Consider the following 21,114-nt stretch of genomic DNA (forward strand, 5'->3'; position numbering starts at 1 on the left):
ACACTGGGCTTATTTTTTGGCGGAACGGCTCAACACGATCCAGTTGCCACCCAGTGCAAACAGTAGGCCGAGGATGGATGTGATTGTCCAGGTGTAGCCTTCCATTGCAGTTGAGACACCTAGTGCCACAATCGGGAACATAACAGTAGCGTAGCCTGCACGGGCAGAACCAATACGGCCCAGCAGCGTTAGATAAGCACCAAACGCCACGATAGAGCCGATGACGACCATATAAAGGAAGCTCCAGATAAACTCTGGAGTAAAGGGAACGTCAAAGCTGGCACCCTGCATCAGCCCATTGGCACCCAGCAAAATGGTGCCGTAGACCATGCCCCAGGCACTGGCAGAGATCACAGAGATCTTCTGAGCGGTCGCGCGGGCTGAAACGATGTTACCAAAACAGAAGCTCAGTGTTCCCAGCGCGCAAAGCCCAAGACCGCCAAGAGCTGCAAGGTTCCAGGTGCTTCCAGCAATCTCTTGATAGAACATCAGGCAGATACCAGAGAAACCGAGAACGGCCCCCACAACAAGGGCACGGCTGACTTTCTGTCTGAACAGGACAAACCCGAGCACAATGTTGAACACTGAGGCGAGTGAGAACACCACTGAGAGTAGGCCAGAAGGAAGCTCTCTTGAGCCATGGTAGAACAGCAGGAAGTTGGTTGAAAACAGCAACAAACCAAGCGCTGCAAAGCTGAGGTGAGCGCGAAGCGGAAACAGCAACTTATGTCCACCCAGTTTGGCCCAGCCCCACATCAAGAACGTTGCAAACAGAAACCGCCAAAACAATGCAATTTCCGGGGTGATCACAGCCTGCAACTTCAGGGCGTACCAGCTAAATCCCCACGCAAACACGGTTGTTCCGTATAGGAAGAAGTCAAACATGCTAAGTGATTGAGGCTGTTGTGAAATTACAGTGCCTGCATCAATATCGCTCGCACTCGTCATGAAATATTCCTGCTAATCTAAAGTATTCCAAGCAACTTCCTGCATGAAATGACGAAATGAAACAAATGAATAAACGTCATCAAATCATTTGAAAAACGAATGGGTCGTGTGCCTATCTGTTAGGATTACGTATTAAACGTACCCCACTTCGGTGCGTAACCATCCCTTAGGATCTTGATGATCTGCGGTGGCGTCACCAGCGTTACTTGATCAGGCAATGTGCTGGAAACCGGCGTGTAACCTTCACAGCTCCAGCTCCACCATGTACTTTCTTTCAATGCCAGAAACGCATCTTCAACTTGAACCACTGTTCCGTCGGGCAAGTCCTCATGAGGGTTGATCACTGGCAGCGAAGCGGGAGATTTTTTGTGTCCGCAGCGTTGCTCGTGCAGTATTTTGTCCATCTCATCTGAGCTGGGTGGTTTTTCCAGCCCTTCACAGCGCATCCAATGATCAGCAAAACGCTTGGCATCTTCTTTCCGGCAAAAGAAGCAGGGTCTGTGGCCAGCAGCCAGTGCAGTCACCTCATCAAAGAAAAACAGCTCCGTATAAAACTTACCCCAGACATCCCGGTGCCAGTCCTTATAGGTCGTGGAACAGCACAGCCACCGACGGGAGGCATGAGTTCGCCCTGTGAGCTTTTGCGTCTCTGGATCATGAATACGGCCCCCTCGATTGCCCATGAACATGCCACGGGCAGAGACAGCACACAGCTCTCCATTGGGAGCAACACGGTTTTGCAAAGGCATGGGCACACTCAATCAAGCAAACTGAGAGCGGCGAGCAACAAAACAAGAAACAGGCCGCGATAGGGAAGAAGGCTTTAGCCTATCTGCTCAGCAGGAAAATGCCAAGGGCAGGGACCAGAAAGAAGATGCCAACCACGTAGCTGGCCGCAACCACAAACCGACGCGCGCCGAGATCTCCCACGAACTCAGCAAGCTGAACAGGCAAATAACGCATAAACGGCACGCAGTAGATCAGCAGCACGCCGAGCACGTTGTAAACCAGATGCACAATTGCAATCTCAAACGCCAGCTCGCGCTGTCCTGTGACAGCAAAGGCCGCCAGAATAGCCGTCAAGCATGTGCCAATGTTCGCACCAAGCGTAAACGGATAAACCTGTCTGGTGGTCAAAACGCCAGAGCCAGCAAGTGGCACGACCAGACTTGTGGTGGCTGACGAAGACTGCAGCAACAGCGTTGCGACAAGGCCCGTGAAGATGCCAGAGGAAGGTGCTGCAGACGTCATCTTTTCTGCAAGGCGGCGTGCATGACCAGCGAGCAGAAGCTTCAGCAACTGGCTCACAAAGGTGATGCTGATGATGATCATCACAAAGCCAATCGCCGCAGTAACCAGCCCGTTCCAAGGCTGGGATAGACCTGAGGTCAGTCCTTCTATCTCTTGAATGAGCGGTCCTGTGAGGTAATTGACGAAGTTGAAGTTGGCTGTGATCAGATTGTCTGCTGGGTCAAGCGCTGTAAAGAAGTCTCCCACCCACATGGCGATGGTCTGCAAGAAGCCAAAGGCAATCTCCAGCGGCAGAAAGATCAGCAGGCAGATCAGATTGAACGCATCATGCACCGTCGCAGCACTAAAGGCGCGCCGGAAATCCGCACGATCGCGAGCATAGCCCAGGCTTACAAATGTGTTGGTGAGGGTGGTTCCGAAGTTAGCCCCAATCACAATCGGCACCGCAATCGAAATCGGCAACCCAGCGGCAACCAGACCAACCAGGATGGATGTGGTGACGGAAGAGCTTTGCACCAGCGATGTGGTGAGGATGCCTACCAGCACGCCTGCAATCGGGTTGGTGGCATAGGAGAAGATCTGCTCTGCGGTCTGGTGCCCAATGGCAATAAAGCCCGCTTCAATGAGGCCCACAGCGCAAAGAAGAAAATAAATCAGGAATCCGACAGAGATCCAGTTGAGCAAACTTATGCCCAATGGCATGTGATGCTCATCCTCAAGATAAGGCTCGTCGTTGTTCAGGGGATCTTTTTGCACCGACATATCCGTCTATAAAAGTTCACCACGACATTTAGCCGTATCTTCTAACATCAAATCGCTCAGCCTAGGAAATCACCAAGGCTTTCGTTGACCACCTCTGCATTTGCAGAGTAAATAATCAAGCCAACTACGGCATTTTACAGGTCAATCACCCGCATCCTATTGCTCACAGATCGGCTAGCTGTCAACATCCGCCCGGTGTGATTCTGCCAGATTTTTCTACGTGGTGGCCAGATTTTCCTTGGAGGGGACATACCCGATGATGAAGAAATTTAAACTAGCAATCGCAACCCTTGCTCTTTCTGTCGGTTTTGGAGCTGCAGCTTCCGCAGCGGACCTACCAGATCTGAAGGGCCGCACCGTTGTTGCTGTGACCGAGAATGCGTATACACCTTTGAACTTTGCAGACCCAAAAACCGGTGAAGGCATTGGTTGGGAATATGATGCTTTCAACGAAATCGCAAAGCGCCTCAACATGAAGGTGGATTGGCGTCTGGCCTCATGGGACAGCATGATTGAAGCTGTACGTCAGGGGCAGTTTGATGTGGGCATGGATGGCATCACCATCAACGAAGAGCGTGAAAAGCAGATCGACTTCTCCGATCCTTACATGACCTCTGAGATGTTCATGTTGGTGCGTGCTGATGAAGATCGCTTCGATAATCCAAAAGCATTTGCGGATGACCCAGGCCTGTTGGTTGGCGCACAGCCGGGCACCACAAACTTCTACACCGCCGTGTATTCAGTGCTTGATGGTGACGAAAACAACAAGCGCATCCAGCTGTTTGAAACCTTTGGCGCGTCTGTTCAGGCACTGCGTGCGGAAGACGTAGACATGGTGCTGATGGATGCAACTGCAGCTGCTGGCTACATGGGCGCATCTCCAGACAGCTTCAAAGTGGTTGGTGGCCCAATCGGATCTGAAGACTTCGGCTTCATTCTGACACCGGGTTCTGACCTGCGCGAGCCAATCAACGCGGCGCTCAGCTCCATGCGTGAAGACGGCACCATTGATGCCTTGAACCAGAAATGGTTCTTCGACTATAAGTCCAAGAACTAACAAGAGTTTAGTTGGTTTGGCGGGTGCAAGGTGCCCGCCATTTCATTTTGTGGCTTATCCCAAAAGCAGGAAACTGGGTTTCGGATAAGCCAGATAAGAAGCCCTAAGGGCGTCATTCAGGGCTTCTGCACCTCATCAGAAAACCCAAACAGATTTGAAGGAAACGCGATGGGCAAGCGTTCTGCCAAAACGTCCCGATTGGACAAGCTTCCTTGGTGGTTGCTCGCATCTTTTGTTCTTGCTGTTTTCTTCCTCTGGCTCATCGCTTCAAACGGCGATTATCGCCAGATCTTCATGACCCTCTACAAAGGCGTTGGCATCACGCTTTTTGTGACGTTCGTTTCCTTCTTCATCGCCAGCATTTTCGGGCTCTTCATTGCCATAGGGCGTGGCTCCAAGCATCGCGTTATCCGTGAGATGTGCTCGTTTTATACGGAGATCATGCGCGGTGTTCCTATGTTGGTGCTGCTGTTCTACATCGCCTTTGTGGGCGCGCCGCAGATGGTCGCTGCCTACAACTGGATCATGTCACCTCTGATAGATCTGGAAATCATCGACAAACTCCGCGTCCGTGATCTCTCTATGATGTGGCGTGCAATCATCGCGCTCTCTCTTGGCTACTCAGCATTTATTGCCGAGATTTTCCGCGCGGGTATCGAGAGCGTGGATGAAGGACAGCTGGAAGCAGGCCGTGCACTTGGCCTTTCCAGATGGCACACCTTCCGCTTCATTATCTGGCCGCAAGCGTTCAAGAACATCCTCCCGCCACTTGGCAATGACTTCATCGCCCTCATCAAGGAAAGTGCGCTGGTTTCTGTGCTGGGTGTGCAGGACATCACCCAGCTCGGCAAGATCTATTCGGCTTCCACGTTCCAGTTCTTCGAAACCTACAACGTGGTTGCCTACCTCTACCTCATCATGACAGTCTCACTGTCTCTGGTGGTCCGCGGTCTGGAAAGACGCATGAAGCGGGCCTTTGAAAACGAAGCTTAGATCTGCTCCCAAAAAGGTCAGGATCAGATTTCATAGAAAACGATAATTGCAGCACGCTAAACCCCATTGCACAGCTGCACATAATAGGGATTTGGAATGACAGTTCTCGTTATTGAAAACTGCGAAAACGTAACGCTCGGCCTGCTTGGTCAGGCTCTGGATGAAGCAAAAATGCCCATTGATCTGCGTGTCATGGCAGAAAATGATCCGCTTCCTTCAGATATCTCCAAGTTCAGCGGTTTGGTTGTTCTGGGCGGCTTGCAGCACGCGAGAGCTGATGATGAGTTCCCGTTCCTGAAAGATGTCTGCGACACCATTCTGGCATTCCACGAAGCCGATAAGCCTATAATGGGCATCTGCCTTGGCAGCCAGCTCATTGCACGCGCATTTGGGGGAGAGAACATCCTCGGCAATCCGGTCGAAGCAGGCTGGTTGCCTCTACAGATTTCAGAGGCAGGCCAGCAGGATCCGGTCATCTCCGCTTTTGAGGATGACGACCACATCTTCATCCTGCACACAGACACGTACACTCTGCCGGAAGGTGCAATACATTTGGCATCCAGCGAAATGACGCCAAATCAGGCCTTCAAAATGGGCCGCGCTACCTACGCTATTCAATTCCACTTTGAGTGTTCGGTTGATCAGGTCAATCACTGGAACGGCTGCTTCCATGGGCCAATCAATGAGCTGGTGCCACATTGGAAGGAAATTCTGGAAGAGCAGGGTCCAAAACACGGTCCGAAAGCAGACGCCCTTGGCCTGGAAATCTCCCGCCGCTGGATTGATCTGCTCTAGCTCTTTTATCTGCTACTCTTCATAAACCTGAATGGTCATCTCACAGGCCTCATCGCGCAGTGGGATGATCTTCTTGTAAGCCTCGGAGGTATAGAAATCTTCGAGGCTCTGAAGGTCTTTGTAGCGAAACACAGCTGCAATGTGCGGCATCAACTCATCACCTCGTTTGGTTTGTGAGAATGTGCCGCGCACAATAACCTCTACTCCAGCTTCTTCCATCAGTGCTGCAGCAGCCTGCACATATTGCTGAAACTGGCCCATGTCTTTGATCGTGGCGTAAGAAAAGTTCAAAACAGACATTGAGAGAAATCCTTTCAAGTACACCGTGAGTGTGTATCCAGCTCACTCTGCTTACAAGTGAGCCGTTCGCAGGATTTCTTGCGCCACGTTATCGCCGCCCACCAAACTGCCTGAGCACTTTCAGACTGAGCTTGATTACCCAGTTGGGAAGTTTCAGGAGACGAGACTGAATACTGGTTTTATAGGCCTCTCGAGCTTCTAACCGAGCGATCCAATCATTCACCCGTGGCAGAGATCTAAAGGAGTAGCCCAGCTGGCGAAGGATAATCGTGTTCGGGAACCACGCAATATCTGCCAGTGAATACTGGTCGCCGACCAGCCACTCCTGCGTCTCAAGCAAACGCTCTAATTCAGAAAACTGCTCAAAAACGATCTGCTTCGCTCTCTCTGGATCATTGGCAGTTCGGCCCGCAAGCCTGTTCGCATGAAATTCAGCTCGATGGGGGACATGGTCTTTGTAAAACTGAGCGTCGCGTGGGGTTGGCAATCGCCCATAACCGCAGGAGTAAACATAGTTCACTACCATGCTCATATGCGAAGCCTCAGCACTGTTCAGCAAAGCCTCCATCTGAGCTTTCTGAGTGGGATCTGAAGGCGTGAAAGAGGGAGTCGGATACAGTTCCTCCAGATATCCGAGAATATCGATGGACTCGTTCATTGCGACGCCATCATGCACCAGAGCAGGCACCGCTGCGTCCGGATTGATGGCGTGATACTCTGGCGTCAGCTGCTCGCTTCGCATCAGGTCTACAAAATGCATCTCAGCTTCGATGCCTTTTTCCGCCAGCAGCAACATCACACGCTGAGCGCAGTTGGAATACGGATTGTAGAAAAGGTGAAGACCGCGCAAGTCTTTAGGATCAATGGCTTTCATGGCATTTCTCAGGCTAACCGGGTTAAAGCAAAACGGCGTTTGGGTAAGTGAACGTGTACGCGTCCAGCCACTTGCGTATCGCGAGCGAGAACCCAGCGGTTCTCATCCTCCCCAACCAACTCGCCATGCGTTGCTTGTGTTGCGTAGTCCGTAGGGCCGACCGCTACAGTGGCCCCAATCAGTGCACTGCGTTTCATCTCCTCAGAGATCTTACGAGGATCTGCATGAGCGGCAATCTGAAGCGCATCTTCAGTGGTTATGCCCGTTCGGTGCCCATGTCCTATAGCGGCCATCCGATGAAACCAGTTCCTGAGCAGGCGACGCCCTTTGAACACCTGTCGCCGATCCATCTTTTCACGGAACCAAACCATATGAACAGCACTGAAATCAGCGATACCGGGCGTATATCCGTGCAGGAAATCGGAGGTTAACTGGTTCTCCAACTGATCCAGAAACCGCTGCCATGTGGCCTTCGCATTTTCTCGTGAAGGCTGAAGAAGATGCGTGTCAGTCATCAGCTTCTTTTTATCCTGCAGGTATCCCGGAATAACCCGCAACGGAACTTGTTGGAGCAAAGCCTTGATCACACCGAAAACAGGGATGGAGGCCACGCAGGCAAAGAACACATCCGTCTCCAGTTCCTGAAGAAAAGCGCTAAGGTCTTCACTCTGCCCAAAAGGAGACAATTGCGGGTTCTCTGATAACCGAGCAATTTCCTCGGCTATCAGGATGGTATCGCAAAACACATCCGCACCCTTCTGAGCTACTGGTATGCGCCGATACCCACCTGCCAACGGGTCAATGGAAGGACGCGGAGGCGTCAGAGGGGCTTGCACGGAGGACCAGCTGATCCCGGTGTACCCCAGCATAAGCCGGATCTTCTCCGAGTAAGGAGAAACGTCTTTGTGATGGAAAATCATGAGAACACCGCTGGTCAGGAGGCAAACGGACGGAAATCACCATTCTTGGCAAGTGCTGTCTTGTAAGCCGGACGCGAACGCATCCGCTTCAGGTAAGCGGCAATCTTGGGATACTCGCCTCCAAAACCGACCCGAACTTCGGCCACCTCAAGACAGTATCCCATCACGATGTCAGCAGCCGTGAGGTTCTCACCAGCCAGCCAGGTTGAACGCCCCAACTCTTCCTCGATGTAAGAGAGCATACGCGTAATCCGCGGGGTCAGATAAACACTCCGAACCTTGCCAACCACCGTTGACATGATAGGCCGCAAAAAGAACGGCACTTTGGACACCATCCGCTTGAAGATTAGGCTATCCAGCAGCAGCGGCATAAAGCTGCCCTGTGTGGCGTGAAACCAAAACAGATATCGCGCCCGCTGAGCAGAACCCGGTTCAGGTCGTAAAACCGCATTGGGGTGCTTATCCAGAATGTAGTCGACAATCGCATTGGTTTCCGGCAGCACCACATCACCATCAGAGATTGTCGGCGAAGTGCCAATCCGGTGCAGCTGTTTGTAGTCCGCTGGCGCGAGGTCCGTAGTCGCATCCCGTTTGTACTGCTTGATCTCATAGGGAACGCCAAGTTCCTCCAGCAGCCATAGGATACGAATGCTCTGCGAGTTTTCCAGATTATGAACGGTAATCATGCCAATCCTTTTGCGTGGTGCAAAAGGGGCAGGCCTTAAAGCTTCAGCAGCAGCTCGTAGAGCTTCTCATAATCGTCCTTTGAAAGAGAGGAGGGCTCCATCTTCAACAGTTCCTCATCAGCAGAGCGGTGGGCTGCCCGCCCATCCTCAGTAATGCTGATGAAAACCGTCCTCTGGTCCTCTTCGCTGCGCTCTTTGGTGATGTACCCCTGAGCAACCAGCTTGTTCAAAGTACGCGAGACATTGGGACTGTCATCAATCATGATCGACTTGAGCTGGCCCACGGTCATGACGCCCGTCGGTGACTTATCAAGCCCGTGCAGAATGGTGAGCTGCAAGAGAGAAAGGTTCTGCCCGCTGATCAGGCGTTCCATCTCGGCTTTGCGTTCCTGAGCCGCGCACATGAGCAGAGCCATGGCTTTGTGCTCAATCTCCATATCTGAATTGATGATGATGTCCTTGTTGGCCAACCGCATCTCCTTGTCTGATGGAATGCTATTTCGCACAGAACTTCATGGTGTTGCAAGTTGCTGAGATGGCGAATGACCCACTGCAAAGAACTTTGACCTGTCCCCCTGTTGTCTTGATTTCAAAAGGGATCAGTGAAACCGGCGAAACCCGCCGTTCAGCCTCTTGATGTTGGGGGCAAGTGCTTGGTTGTCCCACTGATCTCCCGCAAAGGAGTAGCTCTGAGTATATTAAGTGTCAAGGAATATAAATCCATGACTATTAAATTGTGACAGTTTGAAGCGAGTGGGAGAAGGGGAAGACAAAATGAAAAAGCCCCCGCAGAAGACTGCGAGGGCTGAAGGAGACTGTGGTTACTCAGCAGGCCACTTCATCTCACCCATCACCACTTTGGCGCCAAGAGCAAGATCGTCGGTTCTGCGCTCTTCCAAAGCCGGAAACTCCGCTTTCATCAGAGCCACCAGATCCTCTGATGTTTTGGCAAGAGCTGCATTCTTCTCAACGGCAGCAACATAAGCCTTAGTAAAGGCGATGGAGCCCACTGTTTGGCTGTTGGTCTCACCCATAAAGTGCCCAGGGATCACACGTTTAGGGTTGAGAGCCAGAAGATCATCAAGGCTCTTCTGCCAGTCATCACGCTTCTTGGTTGTTGGGTTATCAGCCTGCCAGATATGGGAGTTGTCATAGACCAGCACACCACCAACCACGGTGCGCTCTGAAGGGACCCAAAGGCTGGTGTGGGATGGGTCGTGTCCTTCAAGACCAACAATCTCAATCGGAGTTCCATCCACCTCAAGACTGTCGCCACCAATGGCATCTGGAACAATCAGCTCCTGTGGCGCATCTTCTTTCAGGATTGGTCCCCAAAAAGTAAACTTGCCTTCAATAGTGGCTTTGATCTTTTCTACGGTTGGCTGTGTTGCAACGATCTTTGCATCAGGAAAGGCAGCATGCAGCGCGTCCAGACCGAAGTAGTAATCTGGATCGCCATGACTGATGTAAATGGATGTCAGAGTCTTCCCGCTTTCTTTGATAAGCGAGATCAGATTTTCCGCATCGCTGCGCTGAAACTGCGCATCCACCAGAACAGCCTCGGTTGGCCCTTCAATCAAAGTAGAAGTGACGGGAAATAGACCTTTCTCGCCCGGGTTATAAACCTCGAAGGTCAGTGCAGCAGTATCCTGAGCATAGGTTGCAACAGGCGCAAGAGTAGCGGTTGCTGCAAGGCCTGCAGCAAGAGCAAGTGACTTAATCATTTGTTTTCCTTGGGGTTAAGCGGCAGGGCTGACCTGCTGAATGGTGACAGAGAAACCCTCGAGGTTCTCTGCAAATTGCTCCTGAGAGCTATAAAGAAGCGTGGAAGGCATAAGCGCCCGTTCGCCCTGAATGTCGGCCACCAGAGTTGGGACACCGCTGGCATTCATCTGGTTCAAAACCATCTGTCCGTGCGCAACACGTCTGGCTGTTTCTGCTTCAACAGAAGCCATATGCCCTTGAAGCAACACAGCAGCGTCTGCAAAGCCGTTACCGGAGAGCAAATTTACCAGAACACGAAGATCAGTGATGTCCTCACCGCCCACATACCGCGCCTCCTGAATGAGCTTCAAAGCCTCCGGTCCCTTGTCCGGTTCAACAATGGAACAAGCCGTCATCGCGAGCGTGGCAACCGTGGAATCCAGTAGTCGCCCATCTCCATTCAGAATCTGACTGCGATAAGCGGAAGAGAAGGTCTGCCCAGTCAGTTTGGCAATCCGTTGATCTGATGTCCAGGCATAAGAAGCAAACGAACGGTCCAATGGACGAGCACCAGCTCCGGCAAACAAGCCAGCAGGGATCATCTCCACCTCAAAGCTCTTGGTAAGATCTGCCAGCCGAGGGGCTGAGCCATAACACCATCCGCAGAGCGGGTCATAAATGTAGAGGAACGAGTGCGTCATTGGTTTCTCCTAACTGCGAAGAAACCTAGGGCAACTTGACTATCTGTAGAATGCAGATAATTTCTACACACTGTCTGTAAAATAAAGACAATAAAATGAGCTTCTACAATCTGAATCGTCTCCGCCATTTTGTCGAAGTTGTCGAAAGCGGTTCCTTCACTGCCGCCGCAAAAAAACTCGGCCTCGGCAAAGCTATCGTCAGCCATCAGGTCGCCAAGCTTGAGGAAGAGCTCGGTGCAGCTTTGCTTGTACGAACAACCCGCTCTCTCCAGGTGACGGAAGCTGGACAGCGGTTCTATGAAAGTGCCGCTGAGATTCTGGAACAAGCAGAACGTGCCGCACAAGAACTTCAGCAGGAGCAAGACATCCCCAGCGGTTTGCTTACGGTGACAGCGCCGGAGGACTATGGTCGATACGTCGTCGCCAAAGCTCTCATGCGCTTGCGAAAGAAACATCCGAAAATTCAGGTCAATGCAGTCTTCACCGATGAAAAGCTTGATCAGTTCAAGGAGAAAATTGACGTCTCCATCCGTGTCGGCTGGTTAGAAGACAGCTCCGCAATCGCGCGCAAAATCGGTACGTTTCAGCAGTTCACAGTAGCCTCTCCAAGAGTGGTTGAAGCTCTGGGTTCGGTTGAAACACCATTGGACCTGCAAGGCAAGCCATGGATCTATCACCGCAAACTGCCTTCGGAGATGATATGGAGATCTGAAGACGGGGAGGAGGCACACTTTACACTTCAATCCCCAGAGGTCACAGTCTGGAACACGCTCACCTCCCATGCCTGTGCACTTGGGGACGGTGGCATCTGTATTCTGCCATCCTTCCAGATACGCGATGACTTAGCCTCAGGCCGACTGCAACGTATCCTGCCAAACTGGCATCAGAAAGAGGGCGGCATCTACGCACTCTTCCCAAACAGCCGCTTCCGCCCAGCCAAAACCAAGGCATTCGTGGAAGAGCTGATCAAAGCCCATAGAGAAGTGCGGGATGTGTTTGAGGAAGATGTGTAAGCCTAGACCCACGTCTTCTGGTGTAGCTGACACATGCGATTAATCAACCACTTACAGGCTGGAGCCTGTGATTGCTGCTTACCCCAGACAAGGGAGACTTTGTTGAGAATGGCATTCTGCTGAAAGTCATAGGAAAGCTCCTTCAGTTCACCTGCCTTCACCTCATCATCCACCATTTGCGCTGGCAACTCCGCCCAGCCCACACCGCCATGCACCATGTTATGCGCCACACGCGGATTATCCGTAATCAGCAGATGCGGCCCTTTCTGGCGTGAAAACTCCGGGGAGTTTCGGTCAATCTCAGTCTCGGAGATGATCTGCCGATAACCACGCAAGTCCACCAGCCGCACCTCCTCCAACTCTGCCAGTGGGTGATCCTTGTGACACACCGCTATACGGCGCTCAAATCCAAGCCCGCGGAAGTGAAAACCTTCCTTGTAGGGATGGCGTTCAATGATAATCCCCAGCTGAGCGCTTTCATCTGCAAGACGGGAAAAAACATCCCCGAAAGAGGTGGTCTGCACATGCAACTCCACCTTTGGAAACTGCTTGTCGAAGTCATGAAAAACACTGTTAATTTCAGAGACATAGGTGCCATACTCAAACACCACTTTCAGGCTGCCTTCTGCCCCTTCACTCAATGCACCAGCCTTCACCAGAAGGTCCTGTCTGCTCTGCAAAATTGATTTTGCGTAATCCAGCAAAGAAACGCCTGAGACTGTCAGTTCAGCCCGGTAACTGCTGCGGTCAAACAGATCAGATCCAAGATCAATCTCCAGATTGGAAATCGCAGCACTTACAGCAGATTGCGCCTTTCCAAGACGCCGGGCAGCAGCAGAAAACGAGCCCAACTCTGCGGCAGTTACAAACGCTTCCAACTGGTCAACACTGGGCATCCAACCTCAACACGATCTGAAATTCTGATGGAGTTCAACTTTACTGCATAGGTCAAACCGATCTTTATGTCACTCAAATTTACGAACTGAGAGGAATGACCATGCGAAAAATAATCGGGCTGGCAACCGCAACAATGATTGGCTCACTCATGACTGCAGGTCTTGCAATGGCAAAAACATCGCCATGCAAAACCACGCTGCCAATCGATATCCCATCCAACTGCGATGCCATCAAGGTGGTCAAACCAATCGAAAAGCTGGAGAACTTCCGGGCACTCACCACGCCGCAAAACGGTCCGGCTCTGAAGCCGCAAATGGTCTTCCGTTCCGATCAGCTGGATAGCCTAACGGAAGCTGATCAGGAAAAGCTCAGTGCGCTGGGCATTGAAACCATTGTGGATCTGCGCGCACCGGATGAGCTGGACAAGCACCCCAACAAACACATCTCTTCGGTAGACTTCAACATCAACCTGCCAATTGGGTCTGACCCGGCAGACATCGCTAAGATCATGCCGTTGGAAGTCGCCTCTCAAATCCGCCCGCTTTGGTTCAGCGGCAAGTTTGATGAGATCGATCAGCTGCTGAAAGACCACGGTGTAGACATCTATCACACCCGCATTGACCGCTATAAGGACTTCGCCCGCAAGTTCACGCCGCAAATCTCCCGCTTCATGCATGTGCTTCTGGAAGAGCAAAACTACCCGCTGGTGTTCCATTGCGCAGGTGGCAAGGACCGAACTGGTTATGTGGCAGCCGTGCTGATGCTCTCATTGGGCTTCTCAGAGGAAGACGTGATGCGCGACTACCTCACCACCAACCTCTACACCTTTGAGGAACTGAGCAAACTGGTGGGAAGCGGCCCGCATTCCCTGCGCCCGGCATTTGGTGCCCACAAAGAGCAAATCTCTGCAGCTCTGGCCGCAGTTAAAGAAGACTACGGCAGTTTTGAAAACTACCGCCGCGATGCGCTGGGCATCTCTGATGAAGAACTCGTCCGCATCAAAAAGAACCTGCTGGTAGACCCAAGTTAAGGCCTTCCAGCACTCCTCGTGCTGCCTTCCCCCAACGCTGGCGGCACGAGGTTTCTCAAGCAAGTTCCACCAGAGGCTCATTTGCGCCAGAAGGCATAACCAGCCTAGACTACCCTGATGTTTTAGGGGAATTTCATGACTGTATTATCTTCAGCAATTGAACGCGGATATTTGGGATTTGCGTCCCACGAAGCCAAGGACAACTCACCTATCTACGAGGAATGGGCGACTCACGTAGCCGGCTCGCCAATCTTCCACGATTTCCTGATGGCAATGCCGGAGGCCAAGCGGCAACCCAACCTCCTCTTCGCAGCCATCAGATGGGTCACAGGACGCGTTCCTGAAGTGGCAGAGCTGGATGAGACACTGCAACGACATAGTGGAGCCATCAAACAAGAAATGATGAACCGCAGCACGCAGACCAACGAAGCCGGACGCTGCGCAACTCTCCTCCCATTGTTCGCCCGCCTCCCACAACCACTTTCATTAATCGAAGTCGGTGCCTCAGCTGGTCTTTGCTTGCTGCCGGACCTCTACGCCTACAATTACAACAACGGGGCACACACACTAGCGCCTAAGACGAACGCACCCGATACACCAGTGTTGCACTGTCAGGCGATTGATAATGTCCCTTTGCCAACCAAACTACCAGAAGTTGTCTGGCGTGCAGGGCTGGACCTGAACCCGTTGAACCTTCAGGATGAAGATACCGCAGCCTGGCTCCAAACGCTCGTCTGGCCGGGGCAGGAGGGCCGCTTACACCGCCTGCAAAAAGCAATTGCAGTAGCAAAGCAGCAGAAAGTCCCACTCGTTAAAGGAAACCTTCTCGAAGATCTGCCAGCCTTGCTGGAACAAGTCCCATCAGGCACCACACCCGTGGTCTTTCATAGCGCTGTTCTTGTCTACACCCGAGATATGAGCAAGCGCGAAGCTTTCGTCAATCTGATGCTTAACTCCAACGCCCACTGGATCTCCAACGAAGCCTCTGGCGTCTTCCCACAACTCGCCGATAAAGTCTCCAGCCCACGCCCTTCAGGCCGCTTTCTCCTCTGCGAAAACGGCACCCCCCGAGCCTGGACCGGCCCACACGGCCAGTCGATTGATTGGATTGGGCAAACCTATCGAGCCTAACTCTAACTCCCACAAAAAAGCCCGGCACTTGCGTACCGGGCTCTTCAAACTCATAAAAGCTGTTCAGCTTACTGGCAGAGGCTCTTGCCGACGCAGTTCAGGTCTTCGCAAGCTTCTTTCAGGCGCTCGATGATGCCCAGCTCACCTTCACGCAGCCATTTGCGTGGGTCGTACAGCTTTTTGGTTGGAGCGCCGCTCTCTGGGTCGATCTGGTATTTGAAAGCATTGGCGTTTGCTTCCACATACGCACCAACTTTTTCAGAGAATGCGAACTGTGTATCGGTGTCGATGTTCATTTTGAACACACCGTAGTTCAGGCTCTCTGTAATCTTGGACTTTTCAGAACCAGAACCACCGTGGAACACAAGTGCGAGTGGGTTCTCACCCAGATTGTGTGTTTCGCTCACCAGCTTCTGGCTTTCGCGCAGAATTTCAGGGCGCAGCTTCACGTTACCCGGCTTGTAAACGCCGTGCACGTTGCCGAAGGATGCTGCCACGGAGAAGTGACCCAGTGGGTTCAGGCGATCATATGCCTGCAGCACGTCTTCTGGTTGAGTGTAAAGCTTTGGATTGTCTGCTCCAATGTCCTCATCAGAACCGATACCGTCTTCTTCACCACCGGTCACACCCAGCTCAATCTCAAGGCTCATTTCCAGCGGAGCCATCATCTTCAGCAGGCGTTCACTTTCAGACAGGTTGAACTCGATGTCTTCTGCAGAAAGATCCAGCATGTGAGAGGTGAACAGCGGCTTGCCGTGGGCTTTGTAGAACTCTTCGCCGTGCTTGATGAGTTCTTCCAGCCAAGGGATCAGGCTCTTGTCCGCGTGGTCGGTGTGCAGCACAACGCCAACACCGTAATGCTCTGCCAGCAGGTGCACGTGCTTAGCAGCAGAAACTGCGCCAAGCACTTTTGCCTGGAAGCTGTCCTTGATGCCTTTACCGGCATAGAACTGCGCACCACCGTTGGAGAGCTGAATGATAATGTCTGTATTGTTTGCAGCTGCTGCTTCAAGAACTGCGTTGATGGAGTCCGTTCCAACAACGTTCACCGCAGGCAAGGCGTATTTGCCTGTCCGGCATGCTTCAATCAGGGTTTTATAGTCTTCACCAAAGATGACGCCCGGCTTGAGCTTTCCCATGTTTATAGGCTCCTGTGTAACAGCAGATAGGGGAGGCAAAGTGCCTCGCACTGTGAACTGGCAACAAAGCCGGACCATGGCCTTGGCCAGTTGCCGCGCACACTACTCAGCAATACGCAGAACTACAACATTTCTAAGGGCATTCTGAGGAATTTAATGGATTTAAGAGGCAAATCTCTGGCCTTAAGCCGTATTTCCCTTCATGCAGTTTTCGTGTTTTTCACAAGTAGCAACAAGAACCACAACTTCTACGCAAGTTTCGCAGCCGACCTAGGGGAATCAGAGGACGGACTGTCCTGACATCACACGGGCGCTGATGCCAATTGGCATGGATTGCGTATCCCCGGCCAGAACCTCAAGCACAGGCCGTAACTCAATCGCGGACCCATACTTGCGCAGATGCGTCGAAAGCTCCATCAGCAGAGCCAGATCAGTGGACACCAGCGTGCCAGCGCCGCAAGAGCGAACCGCATGCAGCAATCCACTCAGATCCCCCTGTCCAAGCTCTGGAGAGATAGTACCATCCGGCGCACCCTTCACCTGAGACGCGCAGATCTGCGGCAGATCGACAACGGAAACTTGCTCCATCTGCCCAAGCAGAGCACGGGAAGCAACCTGACTGCCAAACAGGTTCGGTGCATCTGAAACATCCAGAAACGCGACTTTGCCTGCAAACCCACCCAATTTCTGCGCAAAGTCTGGTGCTGCGAGCAGTAGATCAGAGACCTCAAAACACTTGCGCGTAAACTTTGCAGTGATCTTGGCAAGCTCCTCAGATTGCTCGGAGAGTAGTGGCATATATGCCCGCTCAAACACCTTGGCGCAAAACGGCGACAGCACAGCCACAAAATCATAATGGCCAAACTGCGAAATCACTTCTTTCGCCAGATCCCGTGCATCATCCAGCTCATTGGAGCGCAGGGAAACGAGCCCACAGCAGCTTTGAATACTGGGCGCTTCCACCTCATAGCCAGCCTTCTCCAGCAGGTGCACAGCAGCTTTGATAAGAGAAGGGCGGAAGAGATTTGTGGTGCAGGAAACAAACAGGCCGACCCGGGCATCCTTCTTGTATTTTGGGCGTCGTTGTCTGGCCATAACAGCTGGAAGTCCTGCAGTCTTTTGAGCAATGCATAAATCAAATCACACAAAGACTGCCTGCCACACTTTCCAGACCATCGCAATGATTTATCAGGGAGGCGTTATACAGCACCCGCAGTATCCAAACTGTGCCTATGTGTATTTTTTGTGCGTACTTGTTCAATGAAAACCAAGTGCTATCTATCACACAGAACACGACTTAAAACAATAAATCGGAAATTTGGAATGAACTTGAAAGACGTCGCACTGAGCCGCTATTCCACCAAGGAATTTGACCCAACCAAGCAGATCTCTGCTGAGCAGTTTGACCACATCAAATCTCTGCTACGCTTTAGCCCATCCAGCGTAAACTCCCAGCCTTGGCATTTCATCATCGCAGATACGCCAGAAGGACGTGAACGCGTTTCCAAGGGCACCCAGGGCATGTTCTCCTTCAACAACGGCAAGGTTCTGAACTCCTCGCATGTCATCGTATTTTGCGTGAAGACGGATATCTCAGATGATTATCTGGAGCGTCTGCTTCAGGCGGAAGAAGAGGACAAGCGTTTTGCTGATCCTGCAGTCAAGGAAACCGTGAAAGCAGGCCGTGCGACCTTCGTTGGCATTCACCGTGACCAGTTGAAAGATGCTGATCACTGGATGGAAAAGCAGGTCTACCTGAACATGGGAACCATCCTCCTCGGCGCAGGCGCGCTGGGCATTGATGCTGTGCCGATTGAAGGCGTAGATGTCGAAGCGCTCAACGAAGAGTTCGCCCTTCAGGAAAAAGGCTACCGTGCCGTCGCCCTCATCGCTCTGGGTCACCGCCACGAAAACGACTTCAACGCCGCCCTCCCAAAATCCCGCCTCCCAGAAGCCGAAATCTTCACCGAACTGGCTTAATAAGCTCCACAATTAGCTCACTAAAGGGATGCTCTGTGCATCCCTTTTTTATTTGTGAAACAAAGCCTTATTTCTACCAAGCTCCGCGAGCACGTTGCAATCAGCAGATGATATTTCTCTGTAATGTTACAACCGATATCGTTTTCTGAAGACACCCAAATGACCATCAGACCCTACCACAAAACTGACTTCCCCGATGTCCTGAGCATCTACGCTGCGAGTAAGTTGGATGAGTTGATTTATGAGGATCGAAGTTTCCAGTTGTTGCCCTTGGATCAGGATCCGAAGCGGTTGGAGGGGTTTCTGGCTTCGCAAGTGTTTGTCTATGAGCAGGGCGGTGTGAAGGCGTATGGGGCGCGGAACTACTCTGAGATCACGGCTCTGTTTGTGCACCCGCAGGGGCGGGGAGCTGGCCTTGGCAAAAGACTATTGCAGTTCTTGCTGGATGGGATTGAAGGGGAGGCCGTGCTTTATGTGGCCAAGACCAATCACCCGGCCAAGCAGCTTTACGAGCGCCACGGCTTTAGCGTGACCAGCGAGTTCCTCACCGAGTACAACGGCACGCCCGTGCTGGCGAATAAGATGGTGCGTAAGGCTTAAGCCACTCACCAACATACCGGCAACAAAAAAGGGCCGCAGAACTGCGACCCCCGATCTTTAGGATCTCTGGAATCCAATTATTTCTTGGAACCGTCTTTGTTGAACTGAGCGAGGTACGCGATAACGTCCTGACGCTGCTGTTCTTTTTTAAGACCAGCGAAAGCCATCTTACCTTTAGGGATAACTTTCTTAGGCTTGGTGAGGTAAGCGTCAAGAGTAGCTTCGTCCCAAGACTTACCTTCTTCTTTACCTGCCAGAAGAGGTTTGGAGTACTTGTAGCCTTCGACTTCACCCCAGCCTGCACCAACGATACCGTTGAGCTGTGGACCTACCTTGTTCTTGGCTTTTTCACCAACAGCATGACAAGCCTTACATTTTTTGAAAACTTTAGAGCCCTTAGCAACATCGCCTTCCGCGAATGCCGCACCTGTGCTCACCAGCAATGCAAGCGCTGCAACGACGCCAAACTGCTTCATGTTTAAATCCTTCCCACTATATCCTAGAGATAACCGCGAATAGAGAACAACATAGTCTAACTCATGGGGCAGTTCCCATAGATTCGACGTTACCTTCGTATATATTGTTACGGCATATTGTCGCGGACGGAATTGATCATAAGCATAAACGCCTGAAATTAACTTGCTTTGAGTCAAACTCACGAAAATCTGAAGCCGTTGTTTTACGGGCCACAATAGACTTAATGCGGCTTTCTTCTTTGCATAAATTATGAGAGTCTCAGCCCCTGTATTTGGAAAATGCGGTTGAGTTCGTGGCTTGGAAATAAAGTTTCAAACCACGGAGCAGGAGGGAGGCCTGATGGCAGCGATTGCGATGCCAAAACCGTCGCAGGAGACACTGAACAAGCGCTCCAGGATCGTGGCTGATTTGCAAAAAATCGTGCCAGGAGAAGGCGTTATCTGCGATGAGATTGAGATGCGCCCCTATGAGACGGATGCCTTCACAGCGTATCGTCAGCTTCCGCTTGTGGTGGTCCTGCCGGAGACCGTGGATCAGGTCTCACGTGTCCTGAAGTACTGTTACGACAACGATGTGAAGGTGGTGCCGCGTGGTGCCGGAACGTCCCTGTCTGGAGGTGCATTGCCGCTCGAAGATGGCGTTCTGCTCTCCATGATGAAGTTCAACCGCATTTTGGAAATCGATTTGCAAAATCGGGCGGTTGTGACCCAGCCGGGTGTGACCAATCTGGGGATTACCAAGGCCGTGGAGGCTGATGGCTTCTATTATGCACCCGATCCATCCTCACAGATTGCCTGCTCCATCGGCGGCAACATTGCAGAAAACTCAGGTGGCGTGCACTCGCTGAAATACGGTTTGACCACCAACAACCTGCTTGGTCTGGAGATCGTGCTCATCACCGGTGAGGTGATCCGTTTGGGCGGTAAGCATTTGGATTCTGAAGCCTATGACCTGCTGGCTCTGCTCACAGGTTCAGAAGGCCTGCTGGCTGTCGTCACTGAAGTCACCGTCCGCGTTCTGCAAAAGCCGGAAACCGCTCGCGCTGCGCTGATTGGCTTCCCGACCTCCGAGCAAGCCGGCAAATGCGTTGCTGACATCATCGGCGCGGGTATCATCCCCGGCGGCATGGAGCTGATGGATAAGCTCGCCATCGACGCAGCCGAAGACTTCGTGCACGCGGGCTATCCGCTGGATGTGGACGCCCTGATGATCGTGGAGCTGGACGGCCCGGAGGCAGAAGTCGATGATTTGCTTGAGCGTGTCAGCACCATCGCAGAAAAGAACGGCTCCTCGTACCTGCGCGTGTCCCAGTCAGAGGATGAGCGCAACACGTTCTGGGCCGGGCGCAAAGCAGCATTCCCTGCAGTTGGCCGTATCTCGCCGGACTATTTGTGCATGGATGGCACCATTCCGCGCGCGGCACTGCCGCAAGTTCTGCAGGAGATGCAGGAACTGAGCGAAAAGCATGGATTACGCGTCGCCAACGTGTTTCACGCTGGTGATGGAAACCTGCATCCACTCATCCTCTATGATGCGAACCAGCCGGGAGAACTGGCCGCAGCAGAAGAGTTTGGAGCAGACATTCTGCGCCTCTGCGTGAAAGTGGGAGGCGTACTGACCGGAGAACATGGCGTTGGCATCGAGAAACGCGATCTCATGCCGGAGATGTACTCAGAAGACGATCTGAAACAGCAACAGCGTGTGAAGTGTGCGTTTGATGAAAAGCAGCTTCTCAATCCGGGCAAGATGTTCCCGGTCCTGCATCGCTGCGCAGAGCTCGGCTTCATGCACGTGCATCAGGGCCAACTGCCATTCCCGGATATTCCGCGTTTTTAGATAAAACGCGAGACGAAAAG

The 21,114-nt window shown here is 52.2% G+C and carries 23 protein-coding genes; 9 read left to right on the forward strand and 14 right to left on the reverse strand.

Translation table 11 applies throughout. The features are described from left to right. Positions 1–9 precede the first annotated feature (9 nt). From PSE_RS06980 to PSE_RS06990, 3 genes are all read right to left on the reverse strand, one after another. Positions 10–948 carry a DMT family transporter gene (locus PSE_RS06980; RefSeq protein WP_014284211.1) on the reverse strand — a complete coding sequence of 313 codons (939 nt, stop codon included), beginning with the start codon at positions 946–948 and terminating at the stop codon, positions 10–12. A gap of 125 nt (positions 949–1,073) precedes the next feature. Beyond that, entirely contained in the window at positions 1,074–1,697 is a 624-nt protein-coding gene (locus PSE_RS06985; RefSeq protein ID WP_014284212.1) for a hypothetical protein, read from the reverse strand. A 79-nt stretch (positions 1,698–1,776) separates the two neighbouring features. Then, positions 1,777–2,961, reverse strand: a complete 1,185-nt coding sequence (locus PSE_RS06990) for a Na/Pi symporter (protein ID WP_051125888.1) — start codon at positions 2,959–2,961, stop codon at positions 1,777–1,779. Positions 2,962–3,220: 259 nt separating this feature from the next. Between PSE_RS06990 and PSE_RS06995 the strand changes: the two genes are divergently transcribed. From PSE_RS06995 to PSE_RS07005, 3 genes are all read left to right on the forward strand, one after another. Further along, complete coding sequence (locus tag PSE_RS06995; protein ID WP_193384399.1) at positions 3,221–4,018, forward strand: transporter substrate-binding domain-containing protein; 798 nt, start codon at positions 3,221–3,223, stop codon at positions 4,016–4,018. A gap of 168 nt (positions 4,019–4,186) precedes the next feature. Next, complete coding sequence (locus PSE_RS07000; protein ID WP_041768086.1) at positions 4,187–5,011, forward strand: amino acid ABC transporter permease; 825 nt, start codon at positions 4,187–4,189, stop codon at positions 5,009–5,011. Positions 5,012–5,107: 96 nt separating this feature from the next. After that, positions 5,108–5,806: a type 1 glutamine amidotransferase gene (locus PSE_RS07005; protein WP_014284215.1), complete on the forward strand. Its 699-nt coding sequence runs from the start codon at positions 5,108–5,110 to the stop codon at positions 5,804–5,806. Positions 5,807–5,818: 12 nt separating this feature from the next. On the opposite strand, the gene PSE_RS07010 is transcribed toward PSE_RS07005, so the two are convergent. The 7 genes from PSE_RS07010 to PSE_RS07040 all read right to left on the reverse strand — a co-directional run bounded on the left by PSE_RS07010 (position 5,819) and on the right by PSE_RS07040 (position 10,991). Further along, positions 5,819–6,106 (reverse strand): DUF1330 domain-containing protein, encoded by a 288-nt coding sequence (locus PSE_RS07010; RefSeq protein WP_014284216.1) that lies wholly within the window; start codon positions 6,104–6,106, stop codon positions 5,819–5,821. Between the two features lie 88 nt (positions 6,107–6,194). Beyond that, positions 6,195–6,980 (reverse strand): glutathione S-transferase family protein, encoded by a 786-nt coding sequence (locus tag PSE_RS07015; protein WP_014284217.1) that lies wholly within the window; start codon positions 6,978–6,980, stop codon positions 6,195–6,197. 8 nt (positions 6,981–6,988) lie between these two features. Next, on the reverse strand, positions 6,989–7,900 hold the full coding sequence (locus PSE_RS07020; protein ID WP_014284218.1) for a glutathione S-transferase family protein: 912 nt from the start codon (positions 7,898–7,900) through the stop codon (positions 6,989–6,991). 14 nt (positions 7,901–7,914) lie between these two features. Then, positions 7,915–8,586: a glutathione S-transferase family protein gene (locus PSE_RS07025; protein WP_014284219.1), complete on the reverse strand. Its 672-nt coding sequence runs from the start codon at positions 8,584–8,586 to the stop codon at positions 7,915–7,917. 35 nt (positions 8,587–8,621) lie between these two features. Then, the gene (locus PSE_RS07030) at positions 8,622–9,062 is read right to left on the reverse strand and encodes a MarR family transcriptional regulator (protein ID WP_014284220.1); all 441 of its coding nucleotides are present in this window, start codon (positions 9,060–9,062) and stop codon (positions 8,622–8,624) included. 345 nt (positions 9,063–9,407) lie between these two features. Next, on the reverse strand, positions 9,408–10,310 hold the full coding sequence (locus tag PSE_RS07035; protein WP_014284222.1) for an MBL fold metallo-hydrolase: 903 nt from the start codon (positions 10,308–10,310) through the stop codon (positions 9,408–9,410). A gap of 15 nt (positions 10,311–10,325) precedes the next feature. Continuing rightward, entirely contained in the window at positions 10,326–10,991 is a 666-nt protein-coding gene (locus PSE_RS07040; protein ID WP_014284223.1) for a DsbA family protein, read from the reverse strand. Positions 10,992–11,086: 95 nt separating this feature from the next. Here PSE_RS07040 and PSE_RS07045 point away from each other — a divergent pair, with 95 nt between their 5' ends. Next, complete coding sequence (locus tag PSE_RS07045) at positions 11,087–12,004, forward strand: LysR family transcriptional regulator (RefSeq protein WP_014284224.1); 918 nt, start codon at positions 11,087–11,089, stop codon at positions 12,002–12,004. A gap of 2 nt (positions 12,005–12,006) precedes the next feature. On the opposite strand, the gene PSE_RS07050 is transcribed toward PSE_RS07045, so the two are convergent. Further along, positions 12,007–12,900 carry a LysR family transcriptional regulator gene (locus PSE_RS07050; RefSeq protein ID WP_014284225.1) on the reverse strand — a complete coding sequence of 298 codons (894 nt, stop codon included), beginning with the start codon at positions 12,898–12,900 and terminating at the stop codon, positions 12,007–12,009. Positions 12,901–13,001: 101 nt separating this feature from the next. On the opposite strand from PSE_RS07050, the gene PSE_RS07055 reads away from it, so the two are divergent. Together PSE_RS07055 and PSE_RS07060 are read left to right on the forward strand one after the other, a co-directional pair. After that, entirely contained in the window at positions 13,002–13,931 is a 930-nt protein-coding gene (locus PSE_RS07055) for a tyrosine-protein phosphatase (protein ID WP_148266101.1), read from the forward strand. 135 nt (positions 13,932–14,066) lie between these two features. Further along, positions 14,067–15,062, forward strand: coding sequence for a DUF2332 domain-containing protein (locus PSE_RS07060; RefSeq protein ID WP_014284227.1), 996 nt, complete (start codon positions 14,067–14,069; stop codon positions 15,060–15,062). 68 nt (positions 15,063–15,130) lie between these two features. Here the strand turns inward: PSE_RS07060 and fbaA are convergent, their stop codons facing one another. Together fbaA and PSE_RS07070 are read right to left on the reverse strand one after the other, a co-directional pair. Next, positions 15,131–16,201, reverse strand: a complete 1,071-nt coding sequence (gene fbaA / locus PSE_RS07065) for a class II fructose-bisphosphate aldolase (protein WP_014284228.1) — start codon at positions 16,199–16,201, stop codon at positions 15,131–15,133. Between the two features lie 279 nt (positions 16,202–16,480). Further along, positions 16,481–17,296, reverse strand: coding sequence for a (Fe-S)-binding protein (locus PSE_RS07070; RefSeq protein WP_014284229.1), 816 nt, complete (start codon positions 17,294–17,296; stop codon positions 16,481–16,483). A gap of 228 nt (positions 17,297–17,524) precedes the next feature. Here PSE_RS07070 and PSE_RS07075 point away from each other — a divergent pair, with 228 nt between their 5' ends. Beyond that, a complete protein-coding gene (locus tag PSE_RS07075; protein WP_014284230.1) occupies positions 17,525–18,181 on the forward strand; it encodes an oxygen-insensitive NAD(P)H-dependent nitroreductase NfsB in 657 nt (218 codons plus the stop codon). A gap of 159 nt (positions 18,182–18,340) precedes the next feature. Further along, positions 18,341–18,781, forward strand: coding sequence for a GNAT family N-acetyltransferase (locus PSE_RS07080; RefSeq protein WP_041768088.1), 441 nt, complete (start codon positions 18,341–18,343; stop codon positions 18,779–18,781). Positions 18,782–18,858: 77 nt separating this feature from the next. Here the strand turns inward: PSE_RS07080 and PSE_RS07085 are convergent, their stop codons facing one another. Next, positions 18,859–19,257 (reverse strand): cytochrome c family protein, encoded by a 399-nt coding sequence (locus tag PSE_RS07085; RefSeq protein WP_008552097.1) that lies wholly within the window; start codon positions 19,255–19,257, stop codon positions 18,859–18,861. A gap of 340 nt (positions 19,258–19,597) precedes the next feature. On the opposite strand from PSE_RS07085, the gene PSE_RS07090 reads away from it, so the two are divergent. Further along, on the forward strand, positions 19,598–21,094 hold the full coding sequence (locus tag PSE_RS07090; protein WP_008552241.1) for an FAD-linked oxidase C-terminal domain-containing protein: 1,497 nt from the start codon (positions 19,598–19,600) through the stop codon (positions 21,092–21,094). Positions 21,095–21,114: the final 20 nt, after the last annotated feature.

It is taken from the genome of Pseudovibrio sp. FO-BEG1, from assembly GCF_000236645.1.
GTDB lineage: Bacteria > Pseudomonadota > Alphaproteobacteria > Rhizobiales > Stappiaceae > Pseudovibrio.